This window comes from Rhizobium sp. BR 314, from assembly GCF_047445805.1.
GTDB lineage: Bacteria > Pseudomonadota > Alphaproteobacteria > Rhizobiales > Rhizobiaceae > Rhizobium > Rhizobium lusitanum_B.
Genome location: NZ_JARWLA010000002.1, coordinates 120858 through 146197 on the forward strand (window position 1 = coordinate 120858; position 25340 = coordinate 146197).

Annotated in this window: 29 protein-coding genes; 19 read left to right on the forward strand and 10 right to left on the reverse strand. The window is 59.3% G+C overall.

Features of this window, described 5'->3' with window-relative positions; all coding sequences use genetic code 11:
* Positions 1–96 precede the first annotated feature (96 nt).
* Complete coding sequence (locus tag QD461_RS03120; RefSeq protein ID WP_414086441.1) at positions 97–963, reverse strand: VOC family protein; 867 nt, start codon at positions 961–963, stop codon at positions 97–99.
* 313 nt (positions 964–1276) lie between these two features.
* Here QD461_RS03120 and trhA point away from each other — a divergent pair, with 313 nt between their 5' ends.
* Complete coding sequence (trhA, locus tag QD461_RS03125) at positions 1277–1945, forward strand: PAQR family membrane homeostasis protein TrhA (protein ID WP_414086442.1); 669 nt, start codon at positions 1277–1279, stop codon at positions 1943–1945.
* Here the strand turns inward: trhA and QD461_RS03130 are convergent.
* Positions 1920–2435, reverse strand: a complete 516-nt coding sequence (locus tag QD461_RS03130) for a hypothetical protein (protein ID WP_414086443.1) — start codon at positions 2433–2435, stop codon at positions 1920–1922. The genes trhA and QD461_RS03130 overlap by 26 nt on opposite strands.
* A gap of 379 nt (positions 2436–2814) precedes the next feature.
* Here QD461_RS03130 and QD461_RS03135 point away from each other — a divergent pair, with 379 nt between their 5' ends.
* The 8 genes from QD461_RS03135 (at position 2815) to QD461_RS03170 (ending at position 9738) form a co-directional block, all read left to right on the forward strand.
* Entirely contained in the window at positions 2815–5208 is a 2394-nt protein-coding gene (locus QD461_RS03135) for a putative monovalent cation/H+ antiporter subunit A (RefSeq protein WP_414086695.1), read from the forward strand.
* Complete coding sequence (locus QD461_RS03140) at positions 5205–5624, forward strand: Na+/H+ antiporter subunit B (RefSeq protein ID WP_414086444.1); 420 nt, start codon at positions 5205–5207, stop codon at positions 5622–5624. Before QD461_RS03135 ends, QD461_RS03140 begins: the two co-directional genes overlap by 4 nt.
* The gene (locus tag QD461_RS03145) at positions 5624–6001 is read left to right on the forward strand and encodes a Na+/H+ antiporter subunit C (protein ID WP_414086445.1); all 378 of its coding nucleotides are present in this window, start codon (positions 5624–5626) and stop codon (positions 5999–6001) included. The genes QD461_RS03140 and QD461_RS03145 overlap by 1 nt, the downstream gene beginning before the upstream one ends.
* 3 nt (positions 6002–6004) lie before the next feature.
* Positions 6005–7570: a Na+/H+ antiporter subunit D gene (locus QD461_RS03150; RefSeq protein WP_414086446.1), complete on the forward strand. Its 1566-nt coding sequence runs from the start codon at positions 6005–6007 to the stop codon at positions 7568–7570.
* A complete protein-coding gene (locus tag QD461_RS03155; RefSeq protein ID WP_184701278.1) occupies positions 7567–8040 on the forward strand; it encodes a Na+/H+ antiporter subunit E in 474 nt (157 codons plus the stop codon). Before QD461_RS03150 ends, QD461_RS03155 begins: the two co-directional genes overlap by 4 nt.
* Entirely contained in the window at positions 8037–8414 is a 378-nt protein-coding gene (locus QD461_RS03160; protein ID WP_414086447.1) for a cation:proton antiporter, read from the forward strand. The genes QD461_RS03155 and QD461_RS03160 overlap by 4 nt, the downstream gene beginning before the upstream one ends.
* Positions 8414–8779, forward strand: coding sequence for a monovalent cation/H(+) antiporter subunit G (gene mnhG, locus QD461_RS03165; protein WP_184701281.1), 366 nt, complete (start codon positions 8414–8416; stop codon positions 8777–8779). Before QD461_RS03160 ends, mnhG begins: the two co-directional genes overlap by 1 nt.
* Before the next feature lie 527 nt (positions 8780–9306).
* The gene (locus tag QD461_RS03170; protein ID WP_184701282.1) at positions 9307–9738 is read left to right on the forward strand and encodes a MucR family transcriptional regulator; all 432 of its coding nucleotides are present in this window, start codon (positions 9307–9309) and stop codon (positions 9736–9738) included.
* 169 nt (positions 9739–9907) lie between these two features.
* Here the strand turns inward: QD461_RS03170 and QD461_RS03175 are convergent, their stop codons facing one another.
* Entirely contained in the window at positions 9908–10330 is a 423-nt protein-coding gene (locus QD461_RS03175) for a SufE family protein (protein WP_184701285.1), read from the reverse strand.
* Positions 10331–10457: 127 nt separating this feature from the next.
* Positions 10458–10925, reverse strand: a complete 468-nt coding sequence (locus tag QD461_RS03180) for a DUF5330 domain-containing protein (protein ID WP_414086448.1) — start codon at positions 10923–10925, stop codon at positions 10458–10460.
* A gap of 470 nt (positions 10926–11395) precedes the next feature.
* On the opposite strand from QD461_RS03180, the gene QD461_RS03185 reads away from it, so the two are divergent.
* From QD461_RS03185 to QD461_RS03195, 3 genes are read left to right on the forward strand one after another with little or no spacing between them, the layout of a single operon-like run.
* Positions 11396–12931 (forward strand): sensor histidine kinase, encoded by a 1536-nt coding sequence (locus tag QD461_RS03185; protein WP_414086450.1) that lies wholly within the window; start codon positions 11396–11398, stop codon positions 12929–12931.
* A complete protein-coding gene (locus tag QD461_RS03190; protein WP_414086451.1) occupies positions 12903–13925 on the forward strand; it encodes a peptidoglycan-binding protein in 1023 nt (340 codons plus the stop codon). Before QD461_RS03185 ends, QD461_RS03190 begins: the two co-directional genes overlap by 29 nt.
* A gap of 48 nt (positions 13926–13973) precedes the next feature.
* Positions 13974–14333: a DUF1491 family protein gene (locus QD461_RS03195; protein WP_184701294.1), complete on the forward strand. Its 360-nt coding sequence runs from the start codon at positions 13974–13976 to the stop codon at positions 14331–14333.
* Positions 14334–14433: 100 nt separating this feature from the next.
* On the opposite strand, the gene QD461_RS03200 is transcribed toward QD461_RS03195, so the two are convergent.
* Together QD461_RS03200 and QD461_RS03205 are read right to left on the reverse strand one after the other, a co-directional pair.
* Positions 14434–15441: a DUF2336 domain-containing protein gene (locus QD461_RS03200; protein ID WP_414086452.1), complete on the reverse strand. Its 1008-nt coding sequence runs from the start codon at positions 15439–15441 to the stop codon at positions 14434–14436.
* A gap of 443 nt (positions 15442–15884) precedes the next feature.
* Positions 15885–16091 carry a hypothetical protein gene (locus QD461_RS03205; RefSeq protein WP_184701298.1) on the reverse strand — a complete coding sequence of 69 codons (207 nt, stop codon included), beginning with the start codon at positions 16089–16091 and terminating at the stop codon, positions 15885–15887.
* Positions 16092–16611: 520 nt separating this feature from the next.
* Between QD461_RS03205 and QD461_RS03210 the strand changes: the two genes are divergently transcribed.
* A complete protein-coding gene (locus QD461_RS03210; protein WP_414086453.1) occupies positions 16612–16779 on the forward strand; it encodes a hypothetical protein in 168 nt (55 codons plus the stop codon).
* A 114-nt stretch (positions 16780–16893) separates the two neighbouring features.
* Here the strand turns inward: QD461_RS03210 and QD461_RS03215 are convergent, their stop codons facing one another.
* The 3 genes from QD461_RS03215 to QD461_RS03225 form a co-directional block, all read right to left on the reverse strand.
* The gene (locus QD461_RS03215; protein ID WP_414086454.1) at positions 16894–17442 is read right to left on the reverse strand and encodes a DUF1254 domain-containing protein; all 549 of its coding nucleotides are present in this window, start codon (positions 17440–17442) and stop codon (positions 16894–16896) included.
* Positions 17435–18022, reverse strand: coding sequence for a DUF1214 domain-containing protein (locus QD461_RS03220; protein ID WP_184701302.1), 588 nt, complete (start codon positions 18020–18022; stop codon positions 17435–17437). The genes QD461_RS03215 and QD461_RS03220 overlap by 8 nt, the downstream gene beginning before the upstream one ends.
* Before the next feature lie 103 nt (positions 18023–18125).
* A complete protein-coding gene (locus tag QD461_RS03225; RefSeq protein ID WP_414086455.1) occupies positions 18126–20321 on the reverse strand; it encodes a transglycosylase domain-containing protein in 2196 nt (731 codons plus the stop codon).
* A gap of 170 nt (positions 20322–20491) precedes the next feature.
* Here QD461_RS03225 and QD461_RS03230 point away from each other — a divergent pair, with 170 nt between their 5' ends.
* Positions 20492–20980 (forward strand): YcgN family cysteine cluster protein, encoded by a 489-nt coding sequence (locus QD461_RS03230; protein ID WP_184702215.1) that lies wholly within the window; start codon positions 20492–20494, stop codon positions 20978–20980.
* Here QD461_RS03230 and QD461_RS03235 read toward each other — a convergent pair.
* Complete coding sequence (locus tag QD461_RS03235; RefSeq protein WP_414086456.1) at positions 20958–21287, reverse strand: MmcQ/YjbR family DNA-binding protein; 330 nt, start codon at positions 21285–21287, stop codon at positions 20958–20960. The genes QD461_RS03230 and QD461_RS03235 overlap by 23 nt on opposite strands.
* A 152-nt stretch (positions 21288–21439) precedes the next feature.
* Between QD461_RS03235 and QD461_RS03240 the strand changes: the two genes are divergently transcribed.
* The 5 genes from QD461_RS03240 (at position 21440) to QD461_RS03260 (ending at position 25281) form a co-directional block, all read left to right on the forward strand.
* Entirely contained in the window at positions 21440–21748 is a 309-nt protein-coding gene (locus tag QD461_RS03240) for a Dabb family protein (protein ID WP_184701308.1), read from the forward strand.
* A 571-nt stretch (positions 21749–22319) separates the two neighbouring features.
* Positions 22320–22568: a hypothetical protein gene (locus QD461_RS03245; RefSeq protein WP_184701310.1), complete on the forward strand. Its 249-nt coding sequence runs from the start codon at positions 22320–22322 to the stop codon at positions 22566–22568.
* A 132-nt stretch (positions 22569–22700) separates the two neighbouring features.
* Positions 22701–23372 carry a response regulator transcription factor gene (locus tag QD461_RS03250; RefSeq protein WP_414086457.1) on the forward strand — a complete coding sequence of 224 codons (672 nt, stop codon included), beginning with the start codon at positions 22701–22703 and terminating at the stop codon, positions 23370–23372.
* A complete protein-coding gene (locus tag QD461_RS03255) occupies positions 23362–24759 on the forward strand; it encodes an ATP-binding protein (RefSeq protein WP_414086458.1) in 1398 nt (465 codons plus the stop codon). The genes QD461_RS03250 and QD461_RS03255 overlap by 11 nt, the downstream gene beginning before the upstream one ends.
* Positions 24760–24849: 90 nt before the next feature.
* On the forward strand, positions 24850–25281 hold the full coding sequence (locus QD461_RS03260; protein ID WP_414086459.1) for a hypothetical protein: 432 nt from the start codon (positions 24850–24852) through the stop codon (positions 25279–25281).
* Positions 25282–25340 lie beyond the last annotated feature (59 nt).

Below are 25340 nucleotides of genomic sequence, written 5' to 3' on the forward strand. Positions count from 1 at the left end.
TCAAATCCCCGAAGGCACGATTGCCTCGAGATTCAAACGCGAAAAAGCCCGTTCCGGTTCCGAAACGGGCTTGTGAAAGCACATTGAACGAAGCGGTCAGGTGACCAGATTAAGGCCTATGCCCCAAGGGTCGCGCAGCGAAATGCCGCCGTCGCGCTTTTCGGTTTTGATCTCGTGCTGCTCCAGAGCGGCAACGGCCTTGTCGAGCGAAGCCTTATCGTTGAAGCGCAAGGTATAATCCGAAAGGCCGGTCATGTGTTCGGAGCGTATGCCGGCGCCGCGGCTGTTCCATGTATTGGCGCCGAGATGGTGGTGATAACCGCCCGTCGCAAGGAAGGTCGCGCCGGGATAGCGCGCCGCCATGACCTTCATGCCGAGGACATCGCGATAGAAGGCGTTCGCTTCAGCGACGTCGCCGACCTGCAGGTGGATGTGCCCGATCGCCGAACCGTCGGCCATGCCGTCCCAGCGGTCCTGCGGAGCGCTTTCGTAGAGTTTCTGCAGATCGAGCCTGAGTGTCGCCATCTCTACCGTGCCGTCGTCGTGGAAGGTCCATTCCTCATGCGGCCGGTCGGCATAGATCTCGATGCCATTGCCTTCGGGGTCGGAAAGATAGATCGCCTCGCTGACGATATGGTCGGATGCGCCTTCGAGCGCGACGTTGTTATGCGCGGCGTGGCGGAGCCAGCGGGCAAGCTCGACGCGGCTCGGCAGCAGGAAGGCGGTGTGAAACAGGCCGGCCGCCGTCCGCGGTGCCCGAGCTGCAGCGCGATCCGTCGTCAGGGTCAGGAGCGGTTGGCCGGCGACGCCGAGCACTTCACCGCTTGCGGTCTTCTCTATCACCTTCAGGCCAAGCATGTCTTGATAGAAGCGGGAGACAAGCGGCAGGTCGGTGACGACGAGATGCGATTGGCCGACATAGGCGGGGCGGGTAAGCGCGTAGGAGGGGGCAGTTTCGGTCATGAGCAGTTCCAACCTCGACATTTCTAGAAAAGGCAACCGGCGTTGGCGGCAGGTGAGCCGTCAGTGGCGAGCGGAAGGTTTCGCCGGTTGATATGCCTCTTCGATATTCTCTGCCCGCTGTACTTGCCTTTCTATATGGCGGATTTCGATTGTTCACAGAAGGCCAGAAATTGCGGATTGAGCGTTCGCCAAGCGTTGACGATGTAGCTGGTGTCGTTCACGAAGATTGATCGAAATGCCAGTTTGACGCAGTTGCTTCCCCATTTGCGAGGTGCAAGGATCGAGCCGTTACGGAATTTGAGCGCACGAACAAATGACCGAGTACAAAGGCATCCGCTGGGCATACGATCGATACGAAGTGATCGCCGACAGCATCGTCAACGGTGTCGGTGTGGTGTTTGCGCTGATCGGCGCGACGGTCCTGATCTTCTACGCGACGGTCTGGAGCTCCTACGGCGCGATTGCTGCCGCCTGGATCTATGGCGTCGGCCTGGTGCTGACGCTCGGCATGTCCTTCACCTACAATCTCTGGCCGGTGTCGCGGACGAAATGGTTCCTCCGGCGCTTTGACCACTCCTTCATCTACGTGCTCATTGCCGCCACTTACACGCCGTTTCTCGAGCGTGGGGCCGAGGATCCGCTGCTATTTGCCATGCTGATCGCCGTCTGGGTTTTCGCGGCATTCGGCATCGTGTTGAAATGCCTGTTCCCGGGGCGTTACGATCGGTTGGCGATCCTGCTCTATCTCGCCATGGGCTGGAGCGGCATCATCGTCGCCAAGCCGGTTTCGATGTATATTCCTTCCGCATCGATGCTGCTCATCGTCATCGGCGGGGTGATCTATTCGCTTGGCGTCATCTTCCACATCTGGGAAAAGCTGCGCTTCCAGAATGCCATCTGGCACGGCTTCGTTATTGCAGCCGCCGCCGTACATTACTCGGCGGTGCTCACCTGCTTCAGCCTGTCGCCGGAAGGGTTTTGACGATCTGCGCCGTCGGCGTGCACTTCTTGGTCGGGCGCAGGCTGCGCACCAGGCGCATCACGATGGCGTCATAGCGTTGCATGTCGGATTTCGAGTAATCCATCTGGAAGAAGGCCGCGCCGCCGTTGCAAAGCGCCACGCCGCGCACATAGACTATACGGCCCTGTTTCGTGCCGGAAAAGCTGATGCCGCGTGAATTCGACTTGGTGTAGGAAATCTTCCAGCCTTGATCCCTAGCGAGGGCAACGCGCACATTTGCCTCTTCCACGAAATCGCCATTTGCGAGCGCCGTACCGAAAACCTGCAGCACCGCCGACCGGTCCGCAGGCGACAGCGACAAGCGATTGGCGTCATGGGAAGGGGTCGATAGATGGAAGTCCGACGGCAGTTCGATCGCGTAGCCGAAGCCTGCATCGTCATAGGACCACCACTCGGCGGCAAACGCCGAGGCGGGGCAAAGCAGCAGGAAAGCTATCAGGCGGGCAAGCATTGCGGTTTCCGGAGGCGGGGTCTGCAAACCGGTCAAGAATAGCGCATTTTTTCAGCGGAAATTCCATAGCGATTCTGGAAATGATACAAAATTAGCTCAAATTCATTACAGCTTCATTGCGAGCCATGCAGGATTGTATGATTTTCCGCCGGGTCGATGCATCTATGCGCGGGCTCTTTCCCGAGCCTCCTTAAGTCTTGCTTCGAAGGGGCTCGATATCCATGGCAACCGCCTGGCTTTGCCCCGTCGAAAAGCGATTTCAGTGGTTTAATACCGGTTTTCGACCGTTTGCACTTGAGGCGATCAACCCATTCGCCTATCCCAGCACTCTAGCTCCGGCTTTGCCGGATTCCGCATGATCGTTCAGCAGGGAGAAGGCATGGCCGGTGTCACGGGCCTGACATTCCTGGCTCTATGTCTGCCGTTTTTGGGTGCGTTGATCGCGCCCGTCTTCGTTCGACGCCTCGGACACAATGCGGCCTGGTTTTTGGCGCTGCTCCCGGCATTTGCCTTTCTCCATTTCTGCAGCTTTCTGCCTGAGATCGCAGCGGGACAGACGGTTCGAGGCGGCTTTGATTGGGTGCCGAGTCTCGGCCTGCGCTTTTCATGGCTGCTCGACGGCCTCTCGCTGACCTTCGCACTACTTGTGACAGGCATCGGCACACTGATCGTGCTTTATGCCGGCGGCTACCTGAAGGGACATGCGGATCTCGGACGCTTTTTCTCGTTCATCTTGCTCTTCATGGGCTCGATGCTCGGCCTTGTCGTTGCGGATAGTTTCCTCACACTGTTCGTTTTCTGGGAGCTGACCTCCATCACCTCGTTCCTGCTGATCGGCTTCGATTATCGTCGGGAGGCGCCGCGGCGGGCGGCCCTGCAGGCGCTGGTCGTCACCGGCGGAGGAGGGCTGCTGCTGCTGGCGGGCCTGCTGCTCATCTGGCAGATCACCGGCATCGGCTCGATGTCGGAGTTGTTGGGCTCCGGCGATGTCTTGCGGGCAAGCCCGCTCTATCTCACGGCCTTGATCCTCGTGCTCGGCGGCGCCTTCACCAAGTCGGCGCAGTTTCCATTTCACTTCTGGCTTCCCAACGCCATGGAAGCGCCGACGCCCGTATCGGCCTATCTGCATTCCGCTACTATGGTGAAGGCTGGCGTCTATCTCCTGATGCGGCTCAATCCGGTCATGGGCGATACGGCGGCATGGCAGACGATCCTGCCGGTTTTCGGTGCGGCGACGCTGCTCGTAGGCACCTTACTGGCGATCCGTCAGACCGACCTCAAGCTGAAGCTCGCCTACACGACGGTATCCTCTCTCGGACTGCTCGTGCTGCTGACCGGCTTCGGCACGGATTATGCCGTCGAAGCCGCGGTCCTTTATCTGGTGGCGCACTCGCTGTTCAAGGGCGCGCTGTTCATGGTCGCCGGCATCGTCGATCACGAGACGGGAACCCGCGACATCACGCGCCTCGGCGGGCTGTGCTCTGCAATGCCGCTCACCTTTGCCGCCGCGCTCACCGCTGCCATCTCGATGGGCGGCCTGCCGCCCGCCTTCGGCTTTATTGCCAAGGAGGAGATCTATGCCGCATTGGCGCAGGCCTCGCCATGGGCGGTCGTTTTGACGATCGTCGCCGTCGCCGGCAATGCCCTGATGTTCGCCATCGCCTTTGCCGTGGCGCTGAAGCCTTTTGTCGGGCCTCTGGTCGACACGCCGCGTCATCCGCACGAAGCTCCGCCGCTGTTGTGGCTCGGGCCGGTGTTGCTCGCCTTGCTCGGCCTCGCGGCGGCTCTGCTCTCGGGGGCATGGCATGTCTATGTGACGTCGCCGATGGCTAGCGCCGTTGCTGGCAAGGAGTTGCATATATCCGCCTCGCCGATCCCGCATGTCGGTCTGCCGCTGGCGCTTTCACTCGCAACCGTGCTGGCTGGTATCCTGGTCTATTGGCAGCTTGATCGCGCTCGTTTCGTCATGTCGGTCATCCTGCGGCACCTGGGGCCGGGACCGGATCGTGGTTTCGATGGCCTTATCTCCGGCTTGGTGCGGTTGTCGCATGCGGTCTCACGCATCCTGCAGCCGGGCCGCCTGGAAATCTACGTCACGGTTACATTTCTCTGCCTTGCGGCCATGTTGCTGGTGCCGCTCGTCGTGTATGGCGAGCTTCCGGCTGTGCCGGCCTGGCCGAGTTTGCAGTGGCACGAGGCGACCATTTTCCTGATTGCCGTCATCGGGCTTGCCTCGGTCGTTCTGGCGCGGGACCGGCTGACGGCCATCGTGTCGCTTGGCATCCAGGGCTTTGCCGTCGCCGTCATCTTCCTGCTGTTCGGTGCACCGGATCTGTCCTTCACGCAATTCATGGTAGAGACCCTGTCCGTCGTCATTCTGGCGATGGTGATGACGAGGCTGCGTCTTTCGCCGGCCGATCGCCGTCCGCCGCTGAAAATGTTTGCCCATGCCTTGCTCGCGATTGGCTGCGGGGCAGGCTTCTCGCTTCTCCTGCTGAAGGCGACGCAGGCTCCCTTCGATCTGACGCTGACCGCATTCTTCGACCGTTACTCGAAGTTGATCGCCCACGGCGACAATGTGGTCAACGTTATCATCGTCGACTTCCGCGGTACGGATACGCTCGGCGAGATTGCCGTCGTTGCCATGACCGGACTGGCGATCCTGGCGTTAATCCGCATCCGTGCGGGCGGTGAGCGCAAGCTTGCAGCCAACGATCCCGACCGTGAGGAAAAGGCCGATGTCGAAAATAGAATGGAGGCCGAGCGCTCGTGAACACGCTGATCTTCCGGACGGCTGCGCCATTTCTGACCGCGTTGATGCTGCTCTTTTCCGTCTTTGTCCTGCTGCGCGGTCATAACGAACCCGGCGGCGGCTTCATCGGCGGTCTGATCGCCGCATCCGCCTTCGCGATCTATGGCATTGCCTGCGGCGTGACTGCGGTGCGCCGCGCCATCGTCTTTCATCCGTTGACGATCGCCGGCTTCGGCCTGCTGGCGTCGACGCTTGCAGGCTTCCTGTCCATCGTCTTTGGCGTGCCCTTCATGACCGGGCTGTGGATCTATCCGCATCTTCTCGGCGTCGAAGTGGCGCTTTCCACGGTGATGCTCTTCGATATCGGGGTCTATCTGGTCGTTGTCGGTGCGATCACATCGATTGCGCTTGCGCTCGAAGAGCGGGAGGTCGACTGATGGAGGCTGTTTTTGCCGTTCTTGTCGGCCTGTTCTTCTCGGCGGCGATTTATCTGATGCTGTCGAAGTTTTCGATCCGCATCATGCTCGGCATCGCCATCCTCGGCAACGCCGTCAATCTGCTGCTCTTTACTGCGGGCAGGATAACGCCCGAAGTGCCGCCCATTATTCTGCAGGGCGCCAGCACGCTTGATCTGTCGGCGGCCAATCCGCTGCCGCAGGCATTGATCCTGACTGCCATCGTTATTTCCTTCTCGTTCTTGGCCTTTCTGCTCGTCCTAACCTATCGGGCCTATCAGGACCTCAAGACGGACAATACAGGCGAGATGCAGGCAGCCGAACCGGACGAGCGGCCGCTGCCGCCCCTGGGGTACTGATAAATGGCCGGACCGACCGATATTTCCGTCGATCTTTCCGCTGCGCTGGTTGCTGCACCGGTGCCGCTCGCGCACTGGCTGGTCATCCTGCCGGTTGGCCTATGCATCGGCCTTGGCGCCATTCTTCTGATGCTGCGCAACCGCACCGAATGGCATCCCTGGATCGCCATTCCCGGACTGCTGCTCCTGGTGCTGGCCGACGCCGCCTTGCTTTACAGGGTTGTCGTTGATGGACCGGTAACGATGGTCATGGGACGCTGGCTGCCGCCTTTCGGTATCGCCTTCAGCGTCGATCTTCTCAGCGCGGCTCTGGCTCTGACCGCGGCGATCGTGGCACTGGCCGCCGGCATTTACGCACTCGCAGAAATCGGCACCAGCGGCCGCCGCTACGGCTTCTTTCCCTTCCTGATGCTGTTGCTCGCGGGCGTCAGCGGTGCCTTCCTGACCGGAGACGTCTTCAACCTCTATGTCTGGTTCGAAGTTCTGCTGATTTCGTCCTTCGGCCTGCTCATCCTCGGCTCGGAGCGGGAGCAGATCGACGGAGCGCTGAAATATGCCGTGCTGAACCTGATCGCCACCACGCTGTTTCTGGTATCGGTCGGCTATCTCTATGCCGTCTTTGGCACGCTCAACATGGCCGATATTGCCGTGAAGGCGAGGGCAGGCGGCAACACGGCGCCAATGATGACGTTGGCTGGCCTCTTTCTGCTGGCCTTCGGCATGAAGGCCGCTGCCTTCCCCGTCAATTTCTGGCTGCCTGCTTCCTACCACACGCCGCGCATCACCGTTTCGGCACTCTTTGCGGGTCTGCTGACCAAGGTCGGCGTCTATGCGCTCATCAGGGTCCTAGTCATGCTGCTGCCGGTCGAGCGCGCCGAGCTTGGGCCGGTGATAACGGTTGTTGCCATTGCCACCATGCTGGCCGGGGTACTGGGTGCGCTCGGGTCGAGCGATATTCGCCGTTTGCTCGGCTATATCGTTATTTCTGGCATCGGCACGATGTTGGCGGGCGTTGCGCTTGGCGGTGCCGATGGTCTCAGCGGCGCGATCTTCTATGCGTTGCACTCGATGGTGCTGATGACGGCGCTCTATCTGATGGCCGGTCAAGCCGCCCGGCTCGGTGGCAGCTTTTCGCTCACCGCGCTCGGCGGGCTTTACCGGCGAAGCGGCTGGTTCGCCGGTCTTTCCCTGATATTGTTCTTTGCCGTCAGCGGCCTGCCGCCATTTTCCGGCTTCTGGCCGAAAGTCGTGCTGGTAAAGGCGTCGCTGGCAGCGGGAGCCTGGTGGCTCGCGGCGGCAATCCTGCTCGCGGGCTTCCTGACCACGATCGCTTTCGGTCGGGTCTTCCTGCTGGCTTATTGGCGGCCGGCTGCGGATGAGGGGAGCATGGCTTCGGAGCCGATCAGGTGGCAGGCGGGGCTGCCGCTCATTGCTCTTACTGCCCTCGTCATTGGCTTCGGCGTGTTTCCGGAGAGGCTGTTGCAGTTGACTCAGGTGGCCGCTGCCGGACTGGAGCAACCATCCGCCTATCTGCATTCGGTCTTCCCGCAGGCGGGGAACGCGCAATGATCCTCCTGGTCTTCAATCTCCTGCTTGCCATCGTCTGGGTCGCCATCACCGGCAGCGCATCGTTCCTCAACCTGGTATTCGGTTTCTTCCTTGCCGCGCTCGCACTCACCGTCGTGCGATCGTCCTACGGGGGCACGCTCTATCTCGGCCGCGTTCGCCGCATCCTCGCGCTGCTGTTGCTGTTCCTATGCGAGCTTGCCAAATCGGCTTGGGCGGTCGCCGTCACGGTCATGAGCCCAAGGATGGACGTGAAGCCGGGGATTTTCGCCTTCCCACTGACCGTGGAGCGTGACTTCGAAATTACTTTGCTCGCCAACCTCATCACGCTGACACCCGGCACCTTGTCCGTCGATGTCTCAGAAGATCGCAAGACCTTGTATGTCCATGCGCTCGATTGCTCCGATCCGGACGCCATCCGGCGAAGTATAGCCGATGGTTTTGAGCGGCGGATCATGGAGGCTTTCCGATGATGGCGGCATCCGTCGTTTCGGCCGCAGCAATGGTGGCTCTAGGCATTTTGAGCCTGGCATTTCTGTTCACGGTCTATCGCGTCGTGACAGGCCCGACTTTGCCGGACCGGATTCTGGCGCTCGACATGCTGGTGGCGATCGCGATCGGCTTCATTGCTGTCATCGCCATCAAGACAGGCTTCATGCTCTACATCGATATCGCCATCTCGCTTGGCCTTGTCGGCTTTCTCGCGACCGTTGCCTTTGCTCGATTTATCATCACGCAGGGGCAATCTAGTTCCTCTAAGCAGCCTCTCTCGGATCAGGGTGGTAAGGGCGAATCGCTTGGCGGAAGGACGCGCAAACATGGCAAACGGCGTAAGGGAGGGCGTTAATGGATCTGGTTTGGGCGATTATCGTGGCCGTCATTCTTGTCGGAGGTGCGCTGTTCGCGCTCATAGCCGCCATCGGTATCGTGCGCCTGCCCGATCTCTACAGCCGCATGCATGCGGCGTCGAAGGCCGGGACTGTGGGCTCGGGACTTCTACTGCTAGCAGTCGGCATTCATTCGCAGGATTTGTCGATTCTGGCCCGCGCTTTGGCAGGTTTCGTCTTCTTCGCGTTGACTGCGCCGATCGCTGCACATCTTCTTGCGCGCGCCGCGCATGAAGCTGGGTACAGGTTGACGGAACCTTCCGTACGGGATGAACTACTATTGCAACGAAGAATCGCGAAACGCGGGTATGGAAAGAAGGGCTAACAAACGCGGAGATTGAAGAAGAAGCAACGCAAGTTCGCCTCTTTAGTTACCTGCTTTTTTGTAGATGAAATTTTTGCAAAGAAATGTTGGGATTAAAAACTGGACATTTGGGTAAAGAGTGCTAATTCAGATTCAAGTAGAGTTCTGATGTTGAATTAGTCTCGACCGGGTTTAAGCTCACAATGCTCTTAACTTTCTTTTGGGAAAAGCTGGGCGAAACTTTCTTCCGGTTAACGATTGGAGATCACCTTTCGCGATCGCTAATCCTAACATCAGGCGGCATTAGACGGTTTTCCTCGCATGAAGTCTAGGGGTGGATTTCCTGCGGTAAGAAATATGGCGTTATGCACCGTTTTTTGTCGGTCGCTGCTACGAATGCGAGCAATACGTTTGTGCGGATTGCTCGGCGCTACGGGAACTTGATGATCAACAGATTTCTGGGATGAGCGCAGATCTTATAGCAACGCTGTACCTGCGCGCTCTGTGGGGCGCGGTGCAGCAAGCAAGCCGATGAACAGGAGAACACAATGTCAGACGCGGCCCTTGGCAATGGGCAGGAGTTACTGGTTGAACTGACTGCCGACATCGTTGCGGCCTATGTCAGCAACCATGTCGTACCGGTCAGTGACCTTCCGAATTTGATTTCCGACGTACATTCCGCCTTAAGCAACACGTCCGCGCCGGCCCCTGCCGTTGCTGTCGTGGAGAAGCAGAAGCCGGCCGTATCGGTCCGCAAATCGGTCCAGGATGACCAGATCACTTGCTTGGAATGCGGTGGCAGCTTCAAGTCGCTGAAGCGTCACCTGATGACCCATCACGGTCTCTCCCCGGAAGAATATCGCGAAAAGTGGGATCTCGCCGCCGACTACCCGATGGTAGCGCCCGCTTACGCAGAAGCACGTTCCCGGCTTGCGAAAGAAATGGGTCTTGGCCAGCGCCGCAAGCGCGGCTCCCGCTAAGAGTTCCAGCGGTTTTCAAAACCCGGCTTTCGAGCCGGGTTTTGTGTATCGCCGCTAGGTAGCGGCGGCCTTGCCGGTGATGCGGTGACGGAATCTTGCAAGTGCGCCGACTTGAACGCTCTGGCGCATGGCTCGGAATGGAAAATGCTCTTGGCTTTTCCGAGGCGATTTAGGCCGCAGTCCTGATGCTGGCTTCTTCGCGGATGCGCTTGATCATCGAACGCAATCCGTTGGCGCGCTGCGACGAGAGATGCTCGACCAGGCCGATCTTTCCAAAGACGTCGAGTGCATCGAGTGCGGCGATTTCCGAGGCCGGCTTGCCGGAATAGGTGGCGAGCACGATCGCCACAAGCCCACGGACGATATGCGCGTCGGAATCACCCTCGAAGGTCAGTATCGGGTTCTCCGGATCTCCGGATGCATGTGTGACGAGCCAGACCTGGCTTGCACAGCCCTGCACCTTGTTTTCCAGTGTCCGCTTATCATCCGGCAGATCGGGCAGAGCCTTGCCGAGTTCGATCACATAACGATAGCGATCCTCCCAGTCTTCCAGGAAGGAAAAGTCATCGATGATCTTATCAAGCGCAGCCATTGTATCTGTCCACATTATCCGTTGACTTTGGATATAGGCGAAACGGCTGATGATTTGAACCCACGGCAAAAAAGAACGCCGCGGGCATGCAAGGGCTAGCGGCGTCGGATGGGGGGAAGGAGAGGTTTCAGGTTCGCGGGCGCGGCTTCGGCAGCGGTACGGAATCGGGCAGCCGCACCGTCCCGGTCACGACCACATCGGCCGTCTCGGTTCCTATAATGCGTTTTGCAGGCATCGGCTGCGTTGTGGCGGCAATCTGCTCGGCACTGGCACGCGCCGCCGTTGCAACGTTGGCAGGTGCATTGGAGGACTGATCCTTGAAGTGGCGGCCGAGCATGTCATAGGCGACGCGGGCACCGTCGCCGACCTGATATCCAAGTGCCGTCAGCGTTTCGCCGCCCTTGACGCAAACCTCTGGCTTTTCGGTACACATGGCGCCGACATATTGAACGACGCCCGAGGCGGCCGAAATCGCATCGGAAACCTGCAGGGTCGCTTCGCCAGCCGGCCTCGGCGCGCCTTCGGGCTTGGCGAAAATCGGCAGGAACATGAGAACCAGCGAAAACCAGAACCCCGCTCTAATCAGAAACCACATTTTCCTGCCCATCCTCTATGTCGGTCGGCGCAATCGCCGATTCGGACTTCATTCGTCCGATGTGACTTGACCCTATCCGGCAGAGGACAACATCGCTTTGCAAAACTCGGTGGCTTTTTCGGCAAATTTGATTCAAATTTTAGCTTTCCGATTTCGCCCGGCATTTCGTTCAAATTGTAGCGATTGCTGTTAAGCATGTCTCGCCCTATCCGCCTGATATGCAGGGCTTTGCGGCTCCACGCTTCGCCGAAAAAGTTAACGCGCGGCGGAAATATGAATAAAATCCGTTGCTTACCCGCTGTTAACCACAAAAAACAAAGGTCTCGCATTCTGCGCCAAAACGGGATTTTGGAGCTTTTTCGGCCCATCGGCGGGTTCTCTCTTTATTCTTTCCTTAAGTCGCGAAGGCCTATTGTGCAGTCCAATAAGTGACCGTTTTGACGGGTTGTAGTGTGCGCGTATTGAGTGACATGGCAGTCGGGGCTGTAGCCTTCGTGGATCGGGTGAGCGGAAGCTGGCTCTCCGGGACGAGTGGTAATGGCGAAGTCCGGACGCAGGAGTTGGCGATTCTTCGCCGGCTTGCGCTTGCTTCCTCGGTGGCGCTTTTTGCCGTGCCTGCAGGGCTTTCCTTCATCACCAGCCCGGCCGTGGCTCTGCCAGCCGGTGTGGCGACCGTATGCGCCGCCTTTCTGTTTTCCGCGGTCGGCAGCATCGCGCTGTCGCGCCAGCGGCCAGCCGCTCAATCTTCCGAAGCCGTTCTCGTCGAGCATCGCGACCTGATGCTGGAAGCTGCTTTTGGCCTGGTATTGCTGCTCGATCCGCAGGGGAACGTCACCACCGTCGGCGGCCGCGACCGGGCCGAGTTCCTGGGTTGGATGCGCGATCCGACGGGTCGCGGCTTGATCGAGCAGATCCATGTCTCGGATCGGATCGTCTTCCTGCAGGCCATCGATTTGCTCCGCCAGGGTAAGGACGCCTTCTGCGTCGACCTCCGGCTGGAGCGCTCCGCCGTCATCGGCAGCGACCAGCAGTTCGTCCATGTTCGCGTGGAACTGACGGCGCGCCGCGATGTCGATGGGCGACTGTTCGCGATCGTCAGTCAGCTTCGCGATATCTCGCAGGATCAGCAGCTTCGTGAAGATGCCGCCCGCAAGGCGGCAGAGGCCGAATCGGCCAATGATGCCAAGTCGCGCTTCCTTGCCGCCGTCAGCCATGAGCTGCGCACGCCGCTCAATGCGATCCTCGGCTTTTCGGATATCCTCAGCGGCGAATATTTCGGCAAGCTCGAAAACAACCGCCAACGCGAATATGTCGGCCTGATCCGCCAGTCCGGTGCGCATCTGCTGTCGGTGGTCAATACCATGCTCGACATGAGCAAGATCGAGGCCGGCCGCTATGAGCTGATGATGGAAGCCTTCTCGATCGAGGATTCCATTGCGACATGCGAAGCGATGCTGGGACTGCAGGCGAAGGAAAAGGGACTTACCCTTTCGAGCCGCATTCAGCGCGGCCTCGGCGATGTCGTGGCTGACCAACGGGCCATCCAGCAGATTCTGATCAACCTCGTCGGCAACGCGATCAAGTTCACCGATGCGGGTGGCGCGGTCACCGTCGATGCAGCGTTGACGGACGGTATGCTGAAACTCTCGGTCGGCGATACGGGCATCGGTATTGCCAGCGAACGGCTGGCCTCCCTCGGGCAGCCTTTCGTGCAGATCCAGAACGATTACACCCGTCGCTATGCAGGCACCGGCCTTGGTTTGTCGCTCGTCAAGGGGCTCGTCGCCCTGCATGGCGGCAGCTTCTCCATCGCCAGTGCTCCGGGCGAGGGCACGGTGATCACAATTCTCATTCCGTTCGACGGTTCGGGCGCCTCGGCTGTACAACAGCCTGTGGATGTCAATCGCCCGGTCGATTTTCCGCCGCGTCTGAAACATACTGTGGAGATAAGTGAAGGGCGAAAAGAGGAAGGGATGGATGGCGCCGCAAAAGCGAAAATCGCCTAAGGGAAGAGGCAAAGGCAAACGCAAGCAGCCTGGGTTCGCTTCTCGCGGAGTGGTCGCCCTGGGCAGCCTCAGCCTGCGCGGCGGCACCGCGCTGGGTGGTCTTGGCCTTCGCGGAGCGGGTGTGTTTGCGGGCCTGGTCGGCGGTGCGGTCGGTCGGCACCCTGCCATCGCCGGCGGCATCGCGCTCTTTCTCGGCGTTTTCGGCTTCGTCACAGCAAATGCGCTTTGGTATCAGCCCGGCACGCATCCATCGCCCTTGCTGCGTACGCGTGATCCCGCGTCTCCCTATCAAATCCCCGGCCGCAAATCGTTCCTGCATGCGCAGCAGACTGATGCCGGCAATGTTACGACATTCCGCATCGAGCGGCAGGATTCCACCGCGGCCGCACCTGCCGCCGGCAGCCCGCCTGCCTCTCAGTCTGCAGCCGCGCCAGCGAAGTTGATTGCCGACGTACAGTCCGAGCTGATCCGTAATGGCCTCTACGATGGCGCCGCAGATGGTGTGCCGGGATCGCGCACCACAGCCGCAATCCTCTTCTTTCAAGAAGCGTCCGGCCTACCGCAGACGGGTGCACCGACGCCCGAGCTTCTGGCGGCCTTGAAAGCCAGCAATGCTGCGGGAGGGCCGCCGTCCGCCGCCGTCACCAAGGCAAACGCCGCGGCCATTCCTGCGCCGCGCCCGGTCAACGTGTCTGCTACTGCCGATGCAATCGATCCGGTGGCCGCCGCCATACAGAATGCCGACAAGACCTTGAGGACCGGCGCCGTTGCACCGAAACCCGTGTCGAGCGATCCGGTCACCAAGGTCAATATGGTCATGCAGATTCAGAAGGGCCTGAGCAACATCGCCTATAGCAATGTCAGCATCGACGGCGTCGCCGGCGAGCAGACCAAGGCCGCCATTCGCCGCTTCCAGAAGCATTATCGTCTGCCTGAGACCGGTGAGCCGAACATGGTGGTGCTGAAGAAACTTCAGGATATCGGCGCGCTTTAATCCATCGCTTCAATTGCCTGACAAACTGCTCGACGCTATAGCTCGATCATGAGATTGCGCAGCGACATCTTCGTTTCCGCCATGACGCGCCGGATGTTTGCCCGGGGCGATTTTGCCGCCGTCGAGCGAAAGGGCGAAGAGCAGGCGGGAGCGATCTTCATACGGCAACGTTTCCGCGATGGTCTGGAAACCCTCTATGCGCCGGCGCCGCAGAGCTTCTTTGACGGGGAAGGGGACACAGGGCGCCTGTTCGAGCTTCGCGTCGATCGGCGGCAGCCGGAGCAGGTTCGCGAGACGCTCGATCGAGAACTGAAGTTCGATCCGGATCTGTGGATCATCGAGCTGGAGACGGACGACATTGCCGATATCGTCCCATTGGCCGAACTGCGCCGCAATCCTTTGGATTGAGGCCGCCAAAGCATGCCGTGCAAAAGTGCGACGCGGCGTTACGGCAACGGCACAGGTAAGATCGAAGACCTAAAGCGAATCTTGAAGATCACCAGGTGCTTCAACGCTTGCCGGCCACTCTCAGTTCACGGATCGAAACGGACTTGGCACCGAACAGCGGGGCGGCGGGGCGAGGTGCAATGCTGTCCTGCGGGAGATAGGTATAGCTGTCGGCCCGACGCCAGGCTTCGACACGGCTCTGGCTCTCTTCGGCGTCGATGCCGTCAAGTACAAGCCAAGCGCGGCTGACGCTGCCATGGCTTTCAGCCAGATGCGGATAGAAGCGCTCGAGCGAATAGACCGCATCCGCGATACCCATCCCGAGGCTTACCAGCGTGACGGCCAATTGCTGTCCCGACGTGTCGAGCATGATGCGTTCCGCCAACCATTGGCTCGATGAAAGCGCATCGGCAAGCGTAGTTGCAAACTGCAGAGCGTCGCGCTCTCGTGCGAAACGAACGAGTAGCGCTTCCTGCATTTCCCCTAGGCTGCGCAGGCCGAGACGATCCCTGTCGTCCCGCGCCAGATGACGCGCTGCCTGTTTGATCTGCATGCGCAGCGCTTCTTCGCGCGCCAGGCGATCGGTTTCATTCGTCTCGACTTTCACCATGGGCGCATTCATCGCGGCGTCCTGCATAGCCATGCCGCGATCCGGCTCAGCCTGATGCAGGCCGACGAGCGCGTCGATCACCTTGGGTGACAGCGACGGCCTGCTGACGATCGCACGGGCATGGGCTGCTCCCTGCGTCCGGGCAATGGTGATCAGGGTGTCGTCATCGATCGCCTGAGAACCCGTAAGGAAGGGAGCGGCGATTGAGATCGGCTGACAGCCGATGAAGAGGGCGACTGCCTGTGGCACGGTCGGGCATTGGGAGAGGGCCGCTACTGCCTGGCGCTTTGCCTCCTCCGAGGAAGCCTGGAAAACCGGCGTGAAAAGTTCAGCGAACTGGCGAAGTTCCGATTTGGACGGATGTCCCATGCCTTCAAAGCTGGTGATCGTCGCCATTAGAACCACGTCCTTTTTCCGGACTGTTGCAGGCTCTTCAAGGTCTCGAAACCGGTCACGCACGCAAACACCCACACTGATACGCAGAACAAAAACACGGGGAACCGGATCATCAACGGCCGATGTTGCCGCACCATCTTCCGTTCGTGTCGAGTGATGCTTCCCGGTAGCGGGGCGTCCGCGGCAACGATTGGCGAAACGGGTATGGACACGGCCGTCCTTGTCTGGCTTTCGGGAAAGACTAAGGCCGGTTGGGTTAATGGTTCGTGAAAACTTTATTAAAATCCAAATAAAAATTGCGCGTTAAGCTTGCGCGAATGAAACCGCGGCGTTTCTGCGGAATAGGGCGGTGATCAGAGGCTATGCCCGGCCATAGACCGCTTTCGCCGCAGGGTTGCTCGTTTCAGAATTCAACTTATGAGAGTTTCGGCTCGGAGGGCGCCAGTTGCCTCCGCAGGTTTATCCACAGCGAGATGCGCTTGGAGTGGCAACGCCCGAAACGGCGCTTAGATGCCCCTGTGTTCACGCAGAGCCGTCAGGAGTTTTTCGGAAGTGTTGTGGCCGGATTGGAAAAGGCCGAGCGCGGCTGTTGCTGCGAATTGTGCTTCGGCGCTTTTGATGTCGATGCGCCTCTCCTGGCACCACTCATCGAGCGCGCCACGCAGGACCATGACATCCTCTGGAGAGAAGACGGAGTTGCCCGTCGCAAACATGTTTCGCCCTCAATTAGCGATCTTACAATACGTTAATTTTTCGTGAGCGCAAATATTATTTGCGTGACGCTTTTATGCAACGAATTCAGAGGCGGTGCACCTCTCATCCGCATCGATATTGAAGATAAGAGACTGATATTATTCTATTTATTCAGAAAGCTGGCATTCAATATTTTTCCGCGGTGAATGAAACCAAAGCCGCCATCGCTGCGTTAATAGAGCATGACGACACGTGCGACGGATAGCGTGCGACGAAGATTAGCATTCTGTTAACTGCGATATGTCTGAATTCCGAAGAAAGCAGTTGTTTGCAGAGTGTAATCACATGCAGTGAAGGCATGGAAACCGATAGCGGGGCCTATGCCGAGGCGTTCCTGAAATGCCGCGAGAAGGCGTAAATGTCCCTTGTTTTAACCGGAAAGGATAGGGTTGAGAAAGGGAAGCGCTAGCCTGCCTTGGTGGCGGGTAGGGTGAAATCAGTCGCAAGTTCATCCGTCTCGAGACGTAAATGGAGACGAGAATGGCAAAGATAATATCTCTTTCCGATTGGCGATTGCGCCTGCCGCCTCGCGCCCAGAAGGAGCCGGTGGAAGCGAGAATATTGCTGTTTACCGGGGTGCGTTACGAGCACCTGGATACTCCTACTCACCGTCCGGGAGCTGGACCCAAGCGCGTGAAAGGCAAGTAACGCGCGCCTGACGAAATCCGTTGGTGCGCGAAACCCGCACCTGTCGCTTGCTACGGGTTGCCTTGCGTTGCCGGATGTGGCGATCGAAGGCGCTTGCATCGTCGCCCATTGGTTTCAATTGTTGCTGAACTCGTCGCAGCCGGCTTGCGACAGAAATTCCTTCGCCGCATCGTTGAAGCTTGTCTGCGGGGCCATCGTGCGCAGAACCGCATAGCCTTGAGCATGCGGAGCCTCCACCAGGATAGATTGCGCAAGAGCTTGCGGCAGCGCCTTGCGTATTCCCGTCAGCTGGACAGGAGAGGCAAGCAACAGGTCAAGAGCGCCGCCGACGGATGTGCGGTCGCTCATGCTGAATACCTCGTTGGACGCGGCATCATAGACGGCAAGGGACCAGAACGGCACCTTGCCCTTTGCGGTCAGATGCACCGGCTTGTCTTCTATATCGTATGCGCAGACAGCAGCGCGAATATAGGGGTCGGTATTGGATAGTCCCGCGTCGTCATCCGCTTCGTCGAGCACGTAGAAATGGTTCTCGTCGCCCTCGTCGGATACACGCGTATAGGCATCGCGGTCGGAGAAATGCGGCAGCGCCAGGATGATGACGATATGCAGCAGCGCCGCGCCGAAAAGACCGGTCAGAATGGCGAAAGCATATTTAAACATTGCCGCACCCGATTTTCTCGAGTTTCGGCATGGTGAGGTCGATCAGACCGGAACTGCTTGCCGCCGGCGAATCCAGAAGCGTCCAAACAAGCCGGAAATTGCCGGCGGTGGGCAGGGCAAGCCAATTGCCCGCCTGCGCATTCGGCGAAACGGTGATGCTGAAGCTTGAATCCGGATTGCGCAGCACGACCCATGAATTGATGGTGGAGGGGCGCCCGGCGGTCGCTTCGATCGGCTGGCCGTCATTGCCGGCGATGAACAGCGTCCAGAGCCGCGCCGGCGGCGTCTGGCCGCTGATGCGATAGCTGCAGCTCGTCGTCAATCTCGCGCGGCCATCGTCGTCTGAGGCGGTAAAGACCAGTCCTTCGGCAGTTCCATACAGCAGCCGGCCGGCACGGGCGCGATGCGACTTCGCGTAAGGGTCTGCATCCGCTGTCTGCATTTCCGGGAACGCCTGCCAGGCGCCAAGCTTAATGGCGCCGAAACCGGATGTCGCATTCAGCGCAAAGAGCGTGAACATGATCCCGCCGCCGAAGGCGATCAGCAGCGAAAGCGCAACAAGAAAGGGAACTCGGAACACCCTGGGATCGTCCTCGTGACAAATCGATATCGATTTATTCCTGATTCTGACCGCAGGGGGAAGGGCGGGGCGCCCGTGTAGGGAGTTATGCCGGCTTAGCTTGCTATTTCGCCGCTGCGAGCTTCTGGGCTTCGAGCGGAGCCGCGCCCTTCAGCTTTTCGCCGATATCGCGCAGGACCCTCGTCGAGTCCACCGAAAGCGAGCGAGGGCGCACGAGCGGTGGCAGGCTGCCATTTGCCGGATCCGCCGGCTTCTTGGCGGATGCCGTCTGCGGCTTTTGCGCGGGGAACGGATCGCTGATCCCTGGAATCGGCTTCAGCACGATGCCCTGATGGGCATAGTCCATGATCTTCTTGAAGGTCATTGCCGGAAGAGTGCCGCCGGTCATGTTGTTCGTCGATGTATAATCGTCGTTGCCGAACCAGACGGCGCAGGTGTAATTGCCGGTAAAGCCGATGAACCAGGCATCGCGATAGGCTTGCGTCGTGCCGGTCTTGCCGCCGACGACGATGCCGTTGTCCAGAGCCGCCTTGCGGGCGGTGCCGATGACCGGAACCTGCGTCAGCATCTGGTTCATATAGGAATTGGCCTTTTCGCTGAGCACGCGCTTGGCAGGCGGCTCGTCGTGACCGAAATCATAAAGCACCTTGCCGTCATAGCCGGAGATTTGCTCGATGCCGTGGCGTCTCGATTGCATGCCGTCGGCAGGGAAAACGGAATAGGCCGTCGCCTGGTCGAGCACCGTCACCTCCGACGTGCCGATCGGAATGGTCTTGTCGTTGCGGATCGGCGTTTCCACGCCCATGGCCTTGGCCATCTCGCGAATGGGCTGAATGCCGAGCTTTTCCTTGGCCAGACGCACCGGGATCGTGTTGATCGATTGCGTGATAGCCGTCGTCAGCGTTATCTTGCCGGCATAGCGGTTTTCGTAATTGTGCGGGCTCCAGTTGCCCCAGGAGATCGGCGCGTCCACGACGACCGAGGTCGGGGTCATGCCGCTCTCCATCGCCACGGAATAGGTGTAGATCTTGAAGGAGGAGCCAGGTTGACGCAGCGCCTTGGTCGCGCGGTTGAATTGGCTTTCACCATAGTCGCTACCGCCGACCATGGCGCGGACGGCGCCGCCGTTTTCGATCATCACGCTCGCGCCCTGCTTGGCGTGGTAGCGCTCGCCATATTCCATCAGGCTCGATTGAATCGAATCCTCCGCTGCCTTCTGCAATCCCATGTCGATGGTCGTGCGGACGATCAGCGAGCGTTCCGGGAAGCGGGTGGCAAGCCGCTGCACTTCATCAAAGGCCCAGTCGAGGAAATAATCGGGAGATTCGATTTGTGCGCGATCGACGACCGAAGCCGGGTTGCGCCGGGCGGCGATCACCTGCCCCTCGGTCATCAATCCGCTCTGCACGAGGTTGGAGAGCACGTCGTTGGCACGGGCACGCGCCGCCGGCAGATTGACATGCGGCGCATATTTCGCGGGCGCCTTGAAAAGGCCTGCCAGCATCGCGGCTTCTGCCAGATTGACGTCGGTGATGCTCTTGCCGAAATAGAATTGCGCGGCCGCCGCCGCACCGAAGGTGCCGCCGCCCATATAGGTGCGGTCGAGATAAAGGCTTAAGATCTCTTTCTTCGAGAGATTGGCCTCCAGCCAGATCGCAAGGAAGGCTTCCTTGATTTTGCGCTCGATCGAGCGTTCGTTGCTGAGGAAAATGTTTTTGGCGAGCTGCTGTGTCAGCGTCGAGCCACCCTGAACGACGCCGCCGGCCTGCGCATTGACGGTCACGGCGCGGAACAGGCCGATCACATCGATGCCGAAATGGTCGAAAAAGCGCCGGTCTTCGGTCGCAAGCACTGCCTTGATGAAATAATCCGGCAGTTGGTCTACCGGTACGGAATTCTCATGAATGATGCCGCGATGACCGATGACATTACCGTAGCGGTCGAGGAAGGTGACGGCGAAGTTGCCGCGATTGCGCCAGTCGCCCTGGGTCGCCTCGAAGGCCGGCATGGCAAGCATCAGCATCACGACGGAGCAGGCAGCGCCCAGCGTCAGGCCTTCGCCGAGCAATTCGAAAAGGATGCGCTTCCAGCCGCGCACGCGAAAGCGGCGGAAGAAAATCGTGATCTCTTCCCAGGCCTCCGCAAGACGGAAGCCGGCGTTCCAAAGGGTGGAGTCGATCCAGGAATCAAGACGCAGGAAAAAATACCGCTTCCGCCGCCGCGGCTTGCCGGCCCCATTATCCTGTGGCGTCTCGGGCTCCATGTTCGGCCCGTTTTCTGGATTGGATGGGTCTTCCACGCTCTACTTCCCGACCACAATACTGCTGCGTGTTTCCTTGCGGCACACACAAAGCCTATTATCTCATAGGACGGCTAATTGAATAATTGGTTGATTTAGAGAAAAGAACAAGAGACATGCATGCCGCAGCCCGAATTCCCCTTAGCCGGGCGGCGAGGACGATGATGATGATGACAGACGAAGTACCCTTCTGGAAAAGCAAGACCCTAACGGAGATGAGCCCGTCGGAATGGGAAAGCCTTTGTGACGGCTGTGGGCTCTGTTGTCTCAACAAGCTGGAGGAGTGGGATAGCGGCGACGTCTATTTCACCTCGATCCGCTGTAAGCTGATGGATGGCGAAAGCTGTCAGTGCACGAGCTATCCGAACCGCTGGGATTTCGTGCCCGATTGCGTGCAGCTCACGCCGGAAAAAGTGCCGGAGCTGGAATGGCTGCCGCCCACTTGCGCCTATCGCCTCGTCAACGATGGTCGCGATCTCTACTGGTGGCATCCGCTCGTCTCGGGCGATCCGGAGACGGTGCATATCGCTGGGGTGTCTGCGCGGGGCCGCACGGTGAGCGAAACCGATGTCGATCTCGATGATTTCGAGGATTTCGTCGTCGATTGGCCGCTGACCGTCGAAGACGACATGCTGCCTAATCCTCCGGCAAAGCCATAGATTTCGGCGCTACATTCCGCCAGGCTCGCCGCACGAGCATTGCGACCGCGTCCTTGTCTGCGCGATGGTGGAAGAGACGAGTCGAGCCCTTGAGACCCCAGCCGCCCGGCACGGCAGCAACCTCTTCGGGCATGGTCGCCCTGGCCATTTGCTGTTGATCGGGCGTCAGCTTCACGACGCAGAAATCCGGGCCGGGTAGCGTCATGAAGATCTTGCCGCGCACCCGAAAATCACGCGTTCCGAAGTGCGAGCCTTCCGTAGCGTCCGGCAAGCCAAGTGCAAGGGCGATGAGATCCTCGTCGGTCATGGAAAAAGCATATCACGCCCGGCTCCACGCAGAAAATCGCACCTGTGAAGCCTGCGACAACGAAGCCTTGGCAGAGATCGAGCCCCTTCATTGAATTGCGCTGATACGCGTGATATCGCGCGGACCTTCGCTCATGCACAAGGAGCTGTCGCGTGATCCGTCATATCGTCTTTTTCACTGTTCCCGATCGCGCCAAGCTTGAGGAGGTCCGCTCCGGCCTCTCAATTTTGACGGCCATCCCACACGCACGTCTGCTGGAGATCGGGACGAATGTGAAGACCGATCAGTTCGGCACCGACATCGATCTCGTCGTCTACGGCGAATTCGACAATGAGGCAGCACTTGCCGCCTACAAAGCTCACCCGAACTATCAGCGCTCCATAGAGCGCGTGCGTCCTCTGCGGGAAATGCGGATTGCGGCCGACTACGAGACATCAGCTGCCGTCCGGGAGCCCTTCTGAACGGCGCGAAATTGCGAGCCGACCATAAGAGCGCAATGAGCCATTTCAGGTGATTGTGCTCGCCGGCGGAATCGAATTATCGGCGCCCGGATTCTTTACCTGAAGTTCTTGAATCGGCGTCTGAGGCAGCGGATTCAATTTGAAAGGAAGTCGCCCCAAGCGATTCAAAAGACTCAAGGAAAGCAGGGTGCCTTACCTCAGTAAAACACCTTAAGGCCAATTGTATTGGCCATGGTAGCGCGGTCGTTCGTGTTGCGCCTGTGTCATCAAAGATACTCGACAATGATTAAAATTGACTGAGCCTCTGCTTTGCTCATGCTCAGATCAGCTATTTAGATACCGCTCGAATATGCATTGCTGTGCGATTGTACCGGCGACATGTCGCGGAGCGCCGATAGGCTGTCATTGTGGTAGTCTTATGATCGCACATTCAATGAATTCAAATGGTTAAATCTTGTTTCAGGCTCGTTGAAGGCGTTGAAAACGGAAAATTACGGCCCATTCATTTGCCATTCAGACGTGTTTGGGTACATATTTGCTCAAGTTAATGTCCCTGTGGGAAGTCCGAAGCATGGCCTCATTATCAAGCATAGCAGCAGCGGCCCTTGTGTTGGCCAGCTCGGCTGTTCTGCCTACGCCGCCGACGACCCTCGTGGCCCGAGCCAGCAACGATTGCAGCGAGGCTGCAGCCGAAGTGGTTGAAAAGACGGGCGGGCAACTCCTTTCCGCGCAGCCGTCGGGCGATAGCTGTGTCATTACCGTTCTCGTGCAAGGCAATGGGCAGCGCCCGCGCAAGGTGACGATGAAGGTGCCGATGTGAAGGCATCTTGGGCATCGCGCCCGACGGATGTTCTAAGACCTTGAATTTCACGTAAAATCTTATCGTTTCCGTGATTCCACTGCAGCTCGATTTACAGTACTGTTTCTCGAACCGGGGAAATTGGATCCAAATATGCGCATTCTGATTGTCGAAGACGATATCAACCTCAATCGCCAGCTTGCCGAAGCCTTGAAAGAGGCAGGCTATGTCGTCGATACGGCTTTTGACGGTGAAGAGGGGCATTTTCTCGGCGATACCGAGCCCTACGATGCCATCATCCTCGATATCGGCCTGCCGGAAATGGACGGTATTACCGTGCTGGAGAAATGGCGCGGCGCCGGACGTGCAACGCCGGTGCTGATCCTGACGGCGCGCGACCGCTGGAGCGACAAGGTTGCCGGTATCGATGCCGGAGCCGACGATTACGTTGCCAAGCCCTTCCATGTCGAGGAAGTGCTCGCCCGCATCCGAGCCCTGATCCGTCGCGCCGCCGGCCATGCCTCTTCGGAAATCGCTTGCGGCCCGGTGCGCCTCGACACCAAAAGCTCGAAGGCGACGGTGGACGGCAAGCCGCTCAAGCTCACCTCGCATGAATACCGGCTTCTCGCCTACCTCATGCATCACAAGGGCGAAGTCGTCTCGCGCACCGAGCTTGTCGAGCATATGTACGATCAGGATTTCGACCGCGATTCCAATACGATCGAGGTTTTTGTCGGGCGCCTGCGCAAGAAGATGGGTGTCGATCTGATTGAGACGGTCCGTGGCCTTGGTTACCGAATCCAATCTCCGACCAATGCGAATTAAGTCGCTCACGGCGCGCGTCCTGCTGCTGACCACACTGTGGTCTGCCATGGCGCTTGTGGTGATCGGCCTGGTCATTTCCAATATCTATCGCAAGAGCGCCGAACGCGGTTTTCAGGACCTGTTGCGGGCACAGCTCTCCAGCGTCATCAATTCGGTCACGATCGGCGATCAGGGTGCGTTGTCAGGCAATCCGCAGCTTGGCGACCTGCGCTTTGCCCAGCCGAAGACCGGCTGGTATTGGATAGTCGAGCCGCTTGGCACCTATACCGCGACACCGCTGGCGTCGCCCTCGCTGGGCGCGTCGAATCTGCCGGTGCTGTCGGTGCTGGAGGCACCCTTCGACAAGCGTTACGAGCGCTACTATGTCGTCACCGACGCCTTCGGGAATCGCGTCCAGGTGGCCGAAACCGAAGTCGTGCTCGATACGGATGGCCGTGCGGCGCGTTTCCGTGTCACGGGCAACGTCGCCGTCGTGGAGGACGACGTCAGCAATTTCTCCCACAGCCTCTACTTCGCCCTGGTGGGCTTCGGCGTAGGCAGCCTTATCGTCAATGCGCTCGCCATTCTTTACGGCCTGAAACCGCTCGATAAGGCGCGCGCGGCGCTGGAGCGCATCCGCGCCGGTGAAAGCGAACGGTTGCAGGGCGATTTTCCGCGCGAGATCCTGCCGCTTGCCAACGAAGTCAACGCACTGATCGAAAGCAACCGTCGCATCGTCGAGCGCGCGCGCATGCAGGTCGGCAATCTCGCCCATTCACTGAAAACTCCGATCGCGGTGCTGCTCAACGAATCGCGCGTACTGGAGCGCTCGCACGGCGATCTCGTGAAGAACCAGGCGGAGGCCATGCAGGGGCAAGTGCAATCCTATCTCAATCGTGCCCGCATTGCCGCGCAGCGCGAATCCGTGCTGGCGCGAACAGAGGCGGAGCCCGCGCTGGAGCGGCTCGTCCGCGTCATGCGGCGGCTCAATGCGGACAAGGAGTTCGAACTCACAGTCTCCCCCAATCTGGCGCTTGCCATGGAGCAGCAGGATCTTGAGGAGACGGTCGGCAATCTCCTCGAAAATGCGTCGCGGTTTGCGCAGAACAAGGTTCGCGTGGTTGCAACCGAAGCGCCAGCCGAGGTCAAGGGCCTCGATCCGGCGCGCCGTCATTGGGTGGAACTGGTGGTAGAGGACGACGGTCCGGGTCTTGAGCCGGATCAGATCCGCGAGGCGATGAAGCGCGGCCGCAGGCTCGACGAGAGCAAGCCCGGTACGGGCCTGGGCCTGTCGATCGTCAGCGAGATCACCAATGAATACCAGGGCCGGTTCGAACTGTCCCGAGGCGCCTGGGGCGGCCTTCGCGCCAGCCTAATTCTACCCGGTTTGACGAAGGATGTTGCGTGACGCACGCCTTGATGCCAAAAGACGTTGTGGGTCATGATGATGCCGCATCGCAGTACCTATGGTTTTGCTTTTTGATACTGGTTCGGTTGTATGAAGCTTCGTACCTCTTTCTTGGTCGCCCCCTCTCTATTCGCAGCAATTGCGCTTTCCGGTTGTTCCACCACAAGTGGCAAGGACGGCAGCGGTAGCCTGCTTTCCTCGTCGAAGCTGCCGGCGTCGGCGACATTTATCGCGGCGCTCGATGGCGGCATTATCGACCGCACAGGCATCAAGCTTGGCGACAACGACAAGCAGCGGGCGCTGGAGGCGGAATATCGGGCGCTGGAAAGCGCACCGCTTGGCCAGCCCGTGGTCTGGAAGGGGAAGGCTGCGAGCGGTGAGGTCGTCGCTGCCGCGCCCTATCAGGTCGGTTCGCAGAACTGCCGGCAATATACCCATACCATCACCGTCGACGGCAAGCCGACGACCGGAAGAGGCGCCGCCTGCCGCAATGACGACGGTACCTGGACGCCGCTCGACTAGATTCTAAAGCCGAAAGGCGCGGCCAAACGCCTCAAATCTTCGTCAGCAGGGCTTTCGCG